Annotated in this window: 14 protein-coding genes; 9 read left to right on the top strand and 5 right to left on the bottom strand. The window is 69.5% G+C overall.

The window, feature by feature from the left end; genetic code table 11:
* Positions 1-6 precede the first annotated feature (6 nt).
* Genes ACIRGA_RS17805 through ACIRGA_RS17795 form a run of 3 tightly spaced genes read left to right on the top strand, consistent with a single transcriptional unit; the run spans position 7 to position 2,180 of the window.
* The gene (locus ACIRGA_RS17805) at positions 7-666 is read left to right on the top strand and encodes a GntR family transcriptional regulator (protein WP_400942338.1); all 660 of its coding nucleotides are present in this window, start codon (positions 7-9) and stop codon (positions 664-666) included.
* Positions 666-1,169 carry a metallophosphoesterase family protein gene (locus ACIRGA_RS17800; protein WP_400942337.1) on the top strand — a complete coding sequence of 168 codons (504 nt, stop codon included), beginning with the start codon at positions 666-668 and terminating at the stop codon, positions 1,167-1,169. Before ACIRGA_RS17805 ends, ACIRGA_RS17800 begins: the two co-directional genes overlap by 1 nt.
* A gap of 18 nt (positions 1,170-1,187) precedes the next feature.
* Positions 1,188-2,180 (top strand): PHP domain-containing protein, encoded by a 993-nt coding sequence (locus ACIRGA_RS17795; RefSeq protein ID WP_400942335.1) that lies wholly within the window; start codon positions 1,188-1,190, stop codon positions 2,178-2,180.
* A 278-nt stretch (positions 2,181-2,458) separates the two neighbouring features.
* Here ACIRGA_RS17795 and ACIRGA_RS17790 read toward each other — a convergent pair whose 3' ends face one another.
* The 3 genes from ACIRGA_RS17790 to ACIRGA_RS17780 all read right to left on the bottom strand — a co-directional run bounded on the left by ACIRGA_RS17790 (position 2,459) and on the right by ACIRGA_RS17780 (position 4,372).
* Positions 2,459-3,310, bottom strand: a complete 852-nt coding sequence (locus tag ACIRGA_RS17790; RefSeq protein WP_400942334.1) for a chitosanase — start codon at positions 3,308-3,310, stop codon at positions 2,459-2,461.
* Between the two features lie 106 nt (positions 3,311-3,416).
* A complete protein-coding gene (locus tag ACIRGA_RS17785; protein ID WP_400942332.1) occupies positions 3,417-4,067 on the bottom strand; it encodes an ArsR/SmtB family transcription factor in 651 nt (216 codons plus the stop codon).
* Positions 3,992-4,372: a hypothetical protein gene (locus tag ACIRGA_RS17780; protein WP_400942331.1), complete on the bottom strand. Its 381-nt coding sequence runs from the start codon at positions 4,370-4,372 to the stop codon at positions 3,992-3,994. The genes ACIRGA_RS17785 and ACIRGA_RS17780 overlap by 76 nt, the downstream gene beginning before the upstream one ends.
* A 145-nt stretch (positions 4,373-4,517) precedes the next feature.
* On the opposite strand from ACIRGA_RS17780, the gene ACIRGA_RS17775 reads away from it, so the two are divergent.
* On the top strand, positions 4,518-4,904 hold the full coding sequence (locus ACIRGA_RS17775; RefSeq protein ID WP_400942329.1) for a hypothetical protein: 387 nt from the start codon (positions 4,518-4,520) through the stop codon (positions 4,902-4,904).
* 3 nt (positions 4,905-4,907) lie between these two features.
* Here ACIRGA_RS17775 and ACIRGA_RS17770 read toward each other — a convergent pair whose 3' ends face one another.
* Positions 4,908-6,089, bottom strand: coding sequence for a saccharopine dehydrogenase family protein (locus ACIRGA_RS17770; RefSeq protein WP_400942327.1), 1,182 nt, complete (start codon positions 6,087-6,089; stop codon positions 4,908-4,910).
* Positions 6,090-6,108: 19 nt separating this feature from the next.
* Positions 6,109-6,750, bottom strand: coding sequence for a GPP34 family phosphoprotein (locus ACIRGA_RS17765; RefSeq protein ID WP_400942326.1), 642 nt, complete (start codon positions 6,748-6,750; stop codon positions 6,109-6,111).
* 178 nt (positions 6,751-6,928) lie between these two features.
* Between ACIRGA_RS17765 and ACIRGA_RS17760 the strand changes: the two genes are divergently transcribed.
* The 5 genes from ACIRGA_RS17760 to ACIRGA_RS17740 are packed head-to-tail and all read left to right on the top strand — an operon-like array spanning position 6,929 to position 11,747.
* Entirely contained in the window at positions 6,929-8,401 is a 1,473-nt protein-coding gene (locus ACIRGA_RS17760) for an APC family permease (protein WP_400942325.1), read from the top strand.
* Positions 8,398-8,958 (top strand): GNAT family N-acetyltransferase, encoded by a 561-nt coding sequence (locus ACIRGA_RS17755; protein WP_400942323.1) that lies wholly within the window; start codon positions 8,398-8,400, stop codon positions 8,956-8,958. The genes ACIRGA_RS17760 and ACIRGA_RS17755 overlap by 4 nt, the downstream gene beginning before the upstream one ends.
* Before the next feature lie 49 nt (positions 8,959-9,007).
* On the top strand, positions 9,008-9,319 hold the full coding sequence (locus ACIRGA_RS17750) for a hypothetical protein (protein ID WP_400942322.1): 312 nt from the start codon (positions 9,008-9,010) through the stop codon (positions 9,317-9,319).
* Between the two features lie 42 nt (positions 9,320-9,361).
* Positions 9,362-10,570 (top strand): cation:proton antiporter, encoded by a 1,209-nt coding sequence (locus ACIRGA_RS17745; protein WP_400942321.1) that lies wholly within the window; start codon positions 9,362-9,364, stop codon positions 10,568-10,570.
* Positions 10,571-10,583: 13 nt separating this feature from the next.
* Positions 10,584-11,747: a lactate 2-monooxygenase gene (locus tag ACIRGA_RS17740; protein ID WP_400942320.1), complete on the top strand. Its 1,164-nt coding sequence runs from the start codon at positions 10,584-10,586 to the stop codon at positions 11,745-11,747.
* Positions 11,748-11,813: the final 66 nt, after the last annotated feature.

The following is an 11,813-nucleotide window of genomic DNA, read 5'->3' as shown; positions in this document are numbered from 1 at the left end:
CGACCCATGCCTTCGACCTTCAACCTGCCCGCTTCACGGACCGAAGTGGTGCTCGACGAGATCCGCCGTGGCATCCTCACCCGGGAGCTGAAGCCCGGCCAGCCGCTGGTCGAAGCCGAACTCGCGGCCCGGCTCGGGGTGTCGAAGACGCCGGTCCGCGAGGCGCTCAAGGTGTTGTCGAACACCGGGCTCGTGACGTTCAGCCCGTACAAGGGCGCTTCGGTGTGCGTGGTGGACGCGGAGCTGGCGAAGTCCGTTTACGACGTCCGGATGGTGCTGGAACCCGAGGCCGTGCGGCGGTCGGTCGAACGCCGCTCCCCGGACCTGCTCGAAGACGCGGCGGAAGCGTTGAAGGAGGCGTCGGCGGCGATCTCGGACAAGGACCAGGCCGCGCTCAGCCTGCTCAACCGCCGGTTCCACCGCGCGCTGTACAGCGGCTGCGGCAACCCGCTGATGGTCTCGATGCTGGACGACCTCAGGGACCGCGCCGCGCTGATCAGCGTGGTCGGCTGGGAAGCGAATCCCAGCTGGCGCAAGGAATGGACCGAGCACAAGGCGGTGCTGGCGGCGGCGAAGAAGGGCGACGCCGAAGGTGCGGCCGGGTTGCTGCGAGCCCACATCGGCGATTTCCTGGAGCGGATCCTCGAGACCATCGGAGATGCTTGATGCGGCTGCTGCTCATCGCCGACACACATCTGCCGCTGCGCGCGAAGGCGCTGCCGGACGAGGTCTGGCGTGAGGTCGAGGCGGCGGACGTCGTCGTCCACGCCGGCGACTGGGTCGAGGCCGCCCTGCTGGACGAACTCGAAGCCCGGAGCGAACGGCTCATCGGCGTCTACGGCAACAACGACGGCGCGGACCTGCGGGCACGGCTTCCCGAGATCGCACGGGCGGACCTCGGCTGTGTCCGCCTGGCAGTCATCCACGAAACCGGCGGCAAACAGGGACGCGAGCGGCGCTGCGACGAACAGTTCCCGGACACCGACGTCCTCGTGTTCGGGCACAGCCACATCCCGTGGGACACCGTCACGCCGCGCGGGCTGCGGCTGCTGAACCCCGGCTCGCCGACCGACCGGCGGCGGCAGCCGTTCTGCACCTATCAGACCGCCGAGATCCGTGACGGCGAATTGCGCGACGTCACGCTGCATGAGCTGCCTCTTCGCCGCTGACGGGGTAGACAGGTAGTCATGGAACCGGCGCAGGCGTTGAGGGAGATCGCGTTCCGGCTGGAGCGCGCGGGCGAGCCGACCTACCGGGTGCGGGCGTTCCGGCAGGCGGCCTCGGTGATCGCCAAGGTCGAGCCGGACGACCTGCGCAAACGTGCCGCGGCGGGCACCTTGACCGCGTTGCCGAATATCGGCAAGGCGACCGCGGCCGTCGTCGAAGACGTCCTCGCCGGCCGCCGTCCCGCGTACTTCGAGAAGATCGGCGAGCCGAAGCTGCCCGACGGCGGCGCGATGCGGGCGGCGCTGCGCGGCGACTGCCACACCCATTCGGACTGGTCCGACGGCGGGAGCCCGATCGAGGAGATGGCCGAGGCCGCCCGCGCGCTCGGCCACGAATGGATGGTGCTGACCGACCATTCGCCGCGGCTGACCGTCGCCAACGGTCTTTCGCCCGAGCGGCTGCGACGGCAGATGGACGTCGTCGCGGAACTGAACGAGACGATGGCGCCGTTCCGGGTCCTGCACGGCATCGAGGTCGACATCCACCTCGACGGCACACTCGACCAAGAGGAAGAACTCTTGGAGCGGCTGGACTTCGTCGTCGCGAGTGTCCACTCGAAACTGCGGATGCCCGCGAAGGAGATGACGCCGCGGATGATCGCCGCCGTCCAGCATCCTCGGGTCCGCGTGCTGGGGCATTGCACCGGACGGCTGGTGATGGGCGGCCGCGGAAAGCGGCCCGAGTCGGAGTTCGACGCGGAGGCCGTGTTCACCGCGTGCCGGGACAACGGCGTCGCCGTCGAGATCAACTCGCGTCCCGAGCGCCGGGATCCGCCGACGCGGTTGCTGAACCTGGCCGTGGACCTGGGCTGCGACTTCGCGATCGACAGCGACGCGCACGCGCCGGGCCAGCTGGACTGGCTGGTCTTCGGCTGCGCGCGGGCCAACGAACTGGGGATCGAGCCGGACCGGGTGATCAACACGCGGAGCGCCGAGGACCTGCTGGCCTCGTGAGTGGTAAGGACGGTTCTATTTGAGGGGTAAGTCAAACGTGGCGTGTTCTCGGGCGGGCCGATGATGGGATGAAGGCTCCCTTCGCCGCGTCTAATGCGGTGAAAGGAGCCTTCGGCCTTGGTCAAGCGCGGGTCGTGGGGGGGGGGGGGGGGGGGGGGGGGGGGCCCACCCCCCCCCCCCCCCCCCCCCCCCCCCCCCCCCCCCCACCCACCCGTACCGACCATGCCACGTTTGACTTACCCCTCAAATAACCGTCCTTACCACTCACGAGAGGTGACCTAGCCGATCTCGTACGGATCCCCGTAGACCGCCCACTTCAGCGGGGTGTGCAGGTCGAGGTTGCCGTCGTTGAGCCACACCAGCTGCGCCGTGTCGATCCGCGAGGTGTCGGCGTGCGCCTCTTCCTGCTTCATGACCACGCGCCGCGCGTCGAGGAACGCCTTGAGGTACGCCGTCTCGTCACCACCCTGGGCGGGCGGCTTGGCCTGCTGGAGTGCGGCCGAACGGATGCCGCCGAAACTGTCCTGGCTGGTGCCCGGACCGTGCATCACGATGGCGTCGTAGTAGATGAATTGTCCCAGTGCGCCCAGACCGTCCGATTTCGCCTGGTTCACCGCCGGGTCGAAATAGACGCGGTCACGTTCGCTGTTCTGCGCGGCTTGGAAGTCTTCGCGCGCGGCGGCCTCCCGCCACGCGTTTTCGAAACCGCTGCCGAGCCCTTCGTGCGAATCGCTGCCGTCGACCTTGCGCAGCGCCGGGAGGTATTCCGCGAGCGGGTTGTCCGGGACCGAGTTCGTGTAGCGCTCGACGAGTTCCAGCATGTCCCCGGTGCCGGAGCAGAACCCGATGATGCCGGCGGTGTACCCGCGCCCGTCGCCGATGTCCTCGATGTAGGAGTACTGCGCTTTCCAGTCCAGGGAGGAGTTTTCCGCGCTGGAGACGATCTGCATCGCGATCTCCTTCTTCTCCGGCGAGGCGAGATCGCCACCGGAAGCGAAGATCGACGCCGACGCCGGAACCGGTTCGGCCGCCGCGAGTGAGGAGATCGCGACAGGACCGGAAACGGCGAGGGCGAGAACGGAGACCGCGCCGAGCGCGCGACGCATCGAAGGCCGCAGGGTGTCACTCATGAAAGGTGTCCCTTTCCACAGAGAATTGTCATCTTCTGTCAGGTGTTGCTGCGGCGTGCGCACACGATAACCACGGGTGACAGTTTCCGGCAAGGGGTCGAGGCGGTTAAAGATTTTTGCGTAGTAAGGCCGACCCCAGCGGCGTGAGGTGATGTCGCACGGTGTTGCCCTCACGCATGCTGAGCACGAGACCCGCTTCACGCAGTACGGTGGCGTGCTGGCTCGCCGAAGGCATGGAGATCCCGGCGCGTCGCGCGACGTCGCAGGTCCGCCCGCCGTCTTCGATCGTCTCCAGCACGGCGGCACGGGTGTGCCCCAGCAGCGCGGACAGGGCGGAGCCGTGGTCGTGGGGCACCGCTTCGGGAAGCTGCTCTTCGATGGGGTAGACGAGCACCGGCACCTGGTCGTTCTCGACCAGGGTCACCCCGGTCCGCCAGCAGAAGAACGACGGGATGAGCAGCAGCCCGCGCCCGTCGAGGTGCAGGTCATGGTGCACCGGGTAGTCGACCTCGAGCACCGGCGCTCGCCACCGCATCGCGGAGGAAAGCCCGCGCAGCAGCCCTTCGACGCCGTCGGCGAGCAGGATCCGCGCCTGCCTCGCCCGCTGACGATCGAAGCACGCGAGGATGTCGTTCCAGACCGGTTCGATCGCCGCCTGGTGGTACGACCGGACCGCTCGCGTCAGCGCGCCGAGCGCCGCCGGATTGGCGTCGCCCAGATCCCGCGACCACGGCGTCGGCCGCCGGGAGCGGGCCAAGATCGCCAGATCCCGGCGCAAGACGGGCGCTCGGTGCCGCTCACGCGTTCCAGCTGCTCGTCGAGGTCTTCGCCGGACGGCGTGAGGAAATCGGGAAAGTACCCGCTGGGCGGGACCAGCGTCAGCAACGGACCGGCCGCCTTCGGAAGGCGGCTACGGACGGTGCCGCGCCACTTCCGCACCGGCAGGCCGCCGTCCCCACGCTGCAGCCGGTGCAGGCTCAACGTCGTCTCCCACAACGGATCCGGCCTCGTCGCGACCCTGACCCTGCCCAGATCCTCCCCGGAAAAATGCACGCGCAGCACAGCTTCCCCCTCCCCAGGTCCCCGGGAGAATTAACGCACGGGAGACGCGGTTTGGCGATGTTTCAGCCAGGACCAAAACTTCGCCGGACGACTCGGGGCGGCTGGCACGGTCCGTGGAGCAGGGTCCACTACCGAGGGGATGAAGATGAACATCAAGAAATTCGGTCTCGCCGCCACGGGTGCGGTGATGGCGTTCGGGTCGCTGTTCGCGGCCACGCCCGCCACCGCGGCGCCGGTCGCCTCCGACGGTGACGTCTCGATCCAGCAAGAGTGCCGGGAGAGGGCGTTCAACCTCTACCCGTCGGGTGGCTGGGCTCAGTTCAACGTCATTTGCGGGGGCAACACCGTGACCGTCACCGGTTGGGTGCTGGACACGGACGCGGACGGCAAGTGCGCCTACGTGAAGGTTTACTGGCCGAGTGAAAACCGGACCGTCACGAGCCCGAGGGCGTGCCCTGAGGGGAACAAGAAGTACTACACCTTCTATGGGGTGTACGCCGCCAGCCCGGTGGTCAGCGCGCACACGAGCTAGTCCTCAGCCGACGTGGTGGGGCAGGGTCGCGAACCGCAGGCCGGCGTCGCTCAGCCGGTCGATCAGCGCCTGCCCCATCGCGGTCGCCGTGGTGACCTGCCCCGCCGTCGCGGGCAGGTCGTCCAGCGCCAGGCACAGGGCGGACTCGCCGAGCATCTTCGCGGTCTCGCCGTAACCCGGGTCGCCGCCGGACACTTCGGTCACGACGCGCTCGCCGCCGCTCTCGGCGTGGAACCGCACGGAGAACCACGACCGCGCCCGCCGCTGCTCGTCCGGGCCGCCGCCGGGTTTCAGCAGCTTCGACAGCGCCCGCCGCGCGGGCGGGATCTGGGCGGCGGCGAAGACGAGACCCATCCCGGCGGCACCGGCGGCGACCACCGGAAGCCGTTTGACGGCCGCGAAATGCCGGTACGTGAAGTCGGGGCCGTACGCCGGGAGAGCGGCGGCGGACCGTTCGACGATCATCGGGTCGATGGTCGGCAGCGGTACCGCCCAGAAACCGTTGGGGCTCCGATGAGGTGTGCCGAGCGAGGCGCGCGCTCGGCGGCCCTCCGGTCGTGGTTCGGCCGCCGCGCGATCCCGGGCGGCGCGGAAACTCGACGGCAGCCGGGAAAACGCGGTCAGCGCCGAAAGGAAAGTGCCGCCCGACGGTGCCGCGCCGACGCGGACATAGCCGTCGATCCTGATCGGTTTTTCTTGCGGTAGACGGGAAACCGTGAAGAGTGCGCCGAGATCGTGCGGGATGGAGTCGAAACCGCACGCGTGCACGAGCCGGGCGCCGGTCTCGACCGCGCGGGCGTGGTGGGCGACGTACATCCTGTCGACGAACTCGGGCTCGCCGCACAGGTCGGCGTAATCGGTCCCGGCCTCGGCGCACGCCGCGACCAGCGGCTCTCCGTAGTGGACATACGGGCCGACGGTGGTGGCGACGACCTTCGCGGACTCGGCGACCTTCCTCAGTGAGTCCACGTCGGAGACGTCCGCGCGCAGCAGCGGAAGCGCGGAGAGCTCCGGGTTGATCGAAGAAAGCTTCTCCCGCAACGCTTTCAGCTTGGCGGGGTCGCGTCCGGCGAGGGCGAGGCGCAGACCGGGCGGCGCGGCGCGGGCGAGATACTCCGCCGTCAGGCCGCCGGTGAACCCGGTGGCGCCGAAGAGTACGACATCGTGGTCACGGCCGGTGGGCATGGCGCCAGGCTACCTCCGGTCATCGCCGGTCGCCGGTGTAGACGACGGCGGCGACCACCGCGTCCACCCCCGAGATCAGTTCGGCGAGCGCCTTCGGAAGTTCCCGGTGAGTGGACTCGGTCCAGGCTCGCAGGCCTGCTCGGTCGATTTCCGGTTCGCAGAAGTCGTCGAGCCCGATGGTCCAGGCCAGCAGGGCCAGGCAGACCGAATGCGGATCCGGCTGTTCGGTGCCGAGGACGGCCGTCCGCACCTTGCTGCGCGCGGCCGTCGACATCAGCAGATCCCGTGGCGGGTACCGGTGATTCTTCCGCATCAGCATCCGGTCGGTTTCACGGTCGACCACTCCCGCGGCGAGCAGATTGTCCGCGACCGTTTCCGCGACGTCGTGCCGCAGGTGGTTGACCCATTCCCGGACGGTGTGCCGCTCGCGTTCGCGGAGGATTTCCGTGAACACCCGGTCCAGCGGGGGATGGGCGAGGCCGCGCCGGGTCAGCGGGCGGATTCGCTTGCGTTCCACGGTGATCCGCTCGGCGAGGAGGAGATCGCAGAGCGCGGAACCGGCCATTCCGATGCCGAGTCCCGTGCGGCGCAGCGCGGGTTTTCCGGTGAACTCGTCGTGGGCGAGGAAGAACAGGGAATCGACCAACGTCAGCCGACGCATGAATGGCACGCCCTCCGGCGTTGTGGTGCGGGACGGCCAAAGTAGCGGTAGCGCGCGGACCAGTGCGAGCCGAGGTCCGTTTTTAGCCTGAACGGACGTACCTCGCCGGGGTGCCCGGCCCTAGGGTGGGATGGCTCTCGCAAGATCAAGAACGACCGACGTCCGGGGGGACCGGGTCATGGGTAGGCAAAGACCGCGGCGCGGTCTCGGTCATCGGCGGCTCGGAGCCGCCCAGATCGTGTTCTTCGTGGTGGCCGCGGCGGGTCCGCTCTTCGCCATCGCGGGCGGGGTCCCGACGAACTACGCGGTCACCGGCAGTGTCGGGGTACCGCTGTCGTTCCTTCTGCTCGCCCCGATCCTGGGGCTGTTCGCGGTCGGGTACGCGGCGATGAGCCGCTACATCACCAACGCGGGCGCCTTCTACCCGTACGTCGCCAACGGGGTCGGCAAATCCACCGGCGCCGGGATCGCGTTCGTCACGCTGTTCTCCTACAACGCCATCCAGATCAGCATCTACGGCCTGTTCGGCTGGTCGGTGTCGACCTGGCTGGGCACGCTCACCGGATCCCCGCCGCCGTGGTGGCTGTGCGCGCTGGTGATGGTGCTGATCGTCGCCGCGCTCGGCGTCCTGCGGATCGACCTCAACGCCAAGGTGCTCGGGGTGGCGCTGTGCCTCGAGGTCGCCGTCGTCGCGATCGTCGACATCGCGCTGTTCGCGAATCCGGCGGGCGGCGGGGTTTCCTGGGTGCCGCTGGAGCCGTCGAGCCTGTTCACCACCGGCGCGGGCGCGGTGTTCGCGTTCTCCGCGGCGGCGTTCATCGGCTTCGAGGGAGCGGCGACCTACGGCGAGGAGACCCGGGAGCCCAGCCGCACGGTCGGGCGGGCGACGTTCGCCGCGATCCTGCTCACCGCGGTGCTCTACGTGGTCTCGTCGCTCGCGCTGGCCGTGGGCACCGGGCCGGACGTCATCGTCACGACCGCGGCCGCGCAGGGGCCGGATCTGCTGTTCAACCTGGCGGGCGAACATCTCGGCGGCACCTTCTCCGACGTCGCCTACACGCTGTTCGTGACCGGCCAGTGCGCGGCGCTGCTGAGCTTCCACAACGCCGTCGCGCGGTACTTCTTCGCGCTGGGCCGGGAAGGGCTCCTGCCACGTTCGCTGGCCAAGACCAGCAAACGCACCGGCGCGCCGGTGGCCGGTTCGCTCACGCAGACCGCGCTCGCGCTGGCGGTCGTGTCGCTGTTCGCGATCGCGGGCCGTGACCCGGTGACCGAACTGTTCACCTGGCTCGGCACGACGGCGTCCACCGGTGTCGTGGTGATCATGATCGCCGTCTCGCTTTCGGTGATCGGCTTTTTCAAACGGCGCCGTCAGGCCGAAAACGCTTGGCGTCGCTGGATCGCGCCGTCGCTGGCGATCCTCACGCTGTCGGCCGTCCTCGCGCTGATCCTGCTCAACTTCGATCTGCTGCTCGGCCCGGCCGGGACGTTCGTGTTGCGCTGGGGGCTGCCCGGGCTCGTGCTCATCGCCGCCCTGGTGGGCTTCCTGCGCGCGGAAGTGTTGCGGACAAAGGATCCCGAGACCTACGCGGCGATCGGTGGTCCGCTCGAAGAGGACGGCGAACCGGTCGAGCTGAGGACGGGACGATGATCGTACGCGCCGCCCAACCGTCCGAAATGGACACTGTGGTCGAGGTGCTGGCCGAGGCCTTCCAGAACGATCCGGTCAGCAGGTGGGTCTTCCCCGGCGACGAGCGGCGCGCGGTGGCGCAGCCGATCTTCCATCGGGCGGTCCTGACGGGGACGCTCGCCGCGGGCGGCCACGTCGACGTCACCGATGATCTGTCCGGCGCCGTCCTCTGGACGCCCGGCGGCGAGGACGACGTGGACGGCGACGCGTTCGCCGGGCTCACCGGGGAAGAGATCGGCAGGCTCAGCGCGTTGTTCGAGTTGATGACGGAGCACGCTCCCGGCGGCGAGTACCACCACGCGCAGTTCATCGGCGTCCGAGAGAATGCGCGGCGGCAAGGGATCGGCGCCCGGCTGCTGAAGCACGGTCTCGACCGGTACGGCGCCGTGCCCGCGTACTTGGAGGCGAGCAGCCCGGAGAGCGCGAAACTGTACCGGCGGCTGGGTTTCCGTGATCACGGGCCGGCTTTCGCGGCCGAGGGCGGGCCGCCGATGCTGCCCATGTGGCGCGAGCCGTGACAGATCTCTCGTCGATATGTCTATAAAGGACTGGTAAAGTCGCGGGCAGATGACGACTACCCGTGCCCCCGCCGCACGGCACCGTTCCGTCTTCTTCCTGCTGATCTTGCTCGTCTTCGCCTTCGTCACGCCGACCGTTCCCCACGGGCACGGCCGCGCCGCGAAGGAAGACCCCGTCGCCGTCTTCGCGACCCATCCGCTGCCCGCCTTCCATGGCGGGCAAGCCGTTCCCCTCGCCGACGCTCCCGCCGACGCGGAGACCGTTGACCTCCCCGACGCCGGCCACGCCCCTGAGCAGGGCGAACCCGTCGTCATCACCCGAGCGGTGCCCCAGGCGCCCGCACGGGCACCTCCGCGCTGATCGGCGTCTTCTTCCCGTATCAGCCATCCATCGGAGGTCTCCATGAGTTCCGGTCATGCCCTGCTGGCCGTCGGCGGGGCGTTCCTCGCCGCCGGTGTCATCGCCAGAGCCGGCGCCCGCATCGGGCTGCCCACCATCCCCCTGTTCATGCTGGCCGGTTTCGTCTTCGGCCCCAACACTCCCGGACTGTCCCTTGTGGACGATCCGGCCGAGCTCGGTGTGCTCGCCGGGCTCGGTCTCGTCTTCCTCCTGTTCTACCTCGGCCTCGAGTTCTCCCTCGACGACCTGGCCAAGGGCGGGCGCAAACTCGTCTGGTCCGGGCTGATCTACCTGATCCTCAACATCGGCGGCGGGCTCGCCTTCGGTTTCCTGCTGGGCTGGGGGACCAGGGAGGCGCTGGTCATCGCCGGCGCCATCGGTATCTCGTCGTCCGCGATCGTCACCAAACTCCTGCTCGAAGCACGCCGGATGGACAACCCCGAATCCCGGCTGATCATGGGCATCATCGTGATCGAGGACATCTTCCTCGCGCTGTACCTGGCGTTGCTGCAGCCGGTGCTGTCCGGCGCCGGGAGCTTCGGCTCGGCGCTGGCCGACTTCGGCAAGGCCTTCGCGTTCCTGATCGTCATGGCCGCGCTCGCCCGATGGGGTGGCCGGATGGTGTCGAAGCTGTTCGGTTCGGCCGACGACGAACTGCTGACCGTCTGCTTCGTCGGTGTCGCCGTCATGGGCGCCGCCGTCGCCGAGGAGGTCGGGGTGTCCGACGCCATCGGCGCGTTCATGGTCGGCATGATGCTCGGCGGCTCGAAGGTCGCGCCGCGGATCCACAAGCTGGTGCTCCCGCTGAGGGACGCGTTCGGCGCGCTGTTCTTCTTCATCTTCGGGCTCAGCATCGACCCGAACGCGGTCGGTTCGGTGGTCGTGCCGGTGCTGATCGCGGTGGTGCTGACGATCGTGCTGAACCTGGGCGCGGGCGCACTGGCCGCGCGGGTGAACGGGTTCGATCGCCAGGCCGGGGTGAACATCGGGCTGACCGTGCTCACCAGGGGCGAGTTCTCGCTGGTGCTCGCGGCGATGGCCACCGCGGCCGGGCTCGACTCGCGGGTCGCCCCGTTCGTCGCGGGCTACGTCCTCCTGCTGGCCGTGATCGGTCCAGTCGCGGTCATCCGCTCCGAGAAACTCACCTGGTTGCTACCGGCGAGTATTGTCCGAGGCTCGACCCGCCGCGACGAGCCGGCCAGGGCGACGTGACGAGGAGGCCTGGGTGACGGAGCGGTTCGGCGGCTACCAGAACGAGATCTACCTGCAGGGGCTCGGCGGGACCCTCCCGCCGTGCTCCACCGACGCCACGAAACTGGAGGAGTCGGCGCGGGAGATCCTGGAGCCCGGGCCGTTCTGGTACGTCGCGGGCTCGGCCGGTTCCGGCGCCACCGCCCGCGCCAACCGCGAGGCGTTCGACCGCTGGCGCCTGGTGCCCCGGATGCTCACCGGCGCCACCGAACGCGACCTCTCGACGACGGTCTTGGGGACGCCCGTTCCGGCGCCGGTGCTGCTGGCGCCGGTCGGCGTCCAGTCGATCGTGCACGAGGGCGCCGAACCGGCGTCGGCGCGGGCCGCGGCGTCGGTCGGCCTGCCGTACGTCATGTCGACGGCGTCGTCCACGAGCATCGAGGACGTCGCCGAGGCCAGTGGCGAGGGGGCGCGCTGGTTCCAGCTGTACTGGCCGACGGACAACGAGGTCTGCGCGAGCATCCTGGCGCGGGCGAAGGCCGCCGGGTTCACCACGCTGGTCGTCACACTCGACACCTGGACCCTCGCGTGGCGCCCGAGCGACCTCGACCACGCGTACCTGCCGTTCATCAAGGGCATCGGGCTGGGCGTCCCGCTGAGCGACCCGGTGTTCCGCGGCCTGCTGGAGAAGACGCCCGAGGAGGACGCGCCCACCGCGATCCTGCGCTGGATCTCGATGATCACCGGCACCGACAGCACCTGGGACCGGCTGCCGTTCCTGCGCGAGCACTGGGACGGGCCGATCGTGCTCAAGGGCGTCCAGCACCCCGACGACGCGCGCCGCGCCGTCGACGCCGGGATGGACGGGATCGTCGTGTCCAACCACGGCGGCCGCCAGGTCGACGGCGCGATCGCCTCGCTCGACGCGCTCCCGGAGATCGTGGCCGCGGTCGGCGACCGGCTGGAAATCCTGTTCGACTCCGGCATCCGCACCGGCGCCGACATCGCCAAGGCGCTCGCCCTCGGGGCGAAGGCCGTGCTGGTGGGGCGGCCGTGGGTGTACGGCCTGGCGCACGCGGGGGAGGACGGCGTCCGGCACGTGCTGCGGAGCCTGCTCGCGGACTTCGACCTGACCATGGGCCTGTCGGGGCACCGGCGGCTCGCCGACCTCACGCCGGGGTCGCTCACCCGCTCCTGACCAGCGCGATGTCGCCTCCGGCATATTCGGAGGCCCTGATCGTCACGCACGGCTATCCTGGTGCCG

Origin of the sequence: Amycolatopsis sp. NPDC102389 (assembly GCF_044765885.1) — a bacterium.
Taxonomy (GTDB): domain Bacteria; phylum Actinomycetota; class Actinomycetes; order Mycobacteriales; family Pseudonocardiaceae; genus Amycolatopsis.
Note: the sequence above shows the minus strand (reverse complement) of the source record. Positions and strands in the feature narration are given on the sequence as shown.

Coding starts and splice junctions, on each gene's coding strand:
- ACIRGA_RS17805 (WP_400942338.1), top strand. CDS start 7: ATGCCTTCGACCTTCAACCTGCCCGCTTCACGGACCGAAGTGGTGCTC.
- ACIRGA_RS17800 (WP_400942337.1), top strand. CDS start 666: ATGCGGCTGCTGCTCATCGCCGACACACATCTGCCGCTGCGCGCGAAG.
- ACIRGA_RS17745 (WP_400942321.1), top strand. CDS start 9,362: ATGAGTTCCGGTCATGCCCTGCTGGCCGTCGGCGGGGCGTTCCTCGCC.
- ACIRGA_RS17795 (WP_400942335.1), top strand. CDS start 1,188: ATGGAACCGGCGCAGGCGTTGAGGGAGATCGCGTTCCGGCTGGAGCGC.
- ACIRGA_RS17755 (WP_400942323.1), top strand. CDS start 8,398: ATGATCGTACGCGCCGCCCAACCGTCCGAAATGGACACTGTGGTCGAG.
- ACIRGA_RS17765 (WP_400942326.1), bottom strand. CDS start 6,750: ATGCGTCGGCTGACGTTGGTCGATTCCCTGTTCTTCCTCGCCCACGAC.
- ACIRGA_RS17760 (WP_400942325.1), top strand. CDS start 6,929: ATGGGTAGGCAAAGACCGCGGCGCGGTCTCGGTCATCGGCGGCTCGGA.
- ACIRGA_RS17775 (WP_400942329.1), top strand. CDS start 4,518: ATGAACATCAAGAAATTCGGTCTCGCCGCCACGGGTGCGGTGATGGCG.
- ACIRGA_RS17750 (WP_400942322.1), top strand. CDS start 9,008: ATGACGACTACCCGTGCCCCCGCCGCACGGCACCGTTCCGTCTTCTTC.
- ACIRGA_RS17770 (WP_400942327.1), bottom strand. CDS start 6,089: ATGCCCACCGGCCGTGACCACGATGTCGTACTCTTCGGCGCCACCGGG.
- ACIRGA_RS17790 (WP_400942334.1), bottom strand. CDS start 3,310: ATGAGTGACACCCTGCGGCCTTCGATGCGTCGCGCGCTCGGCGCGGTC.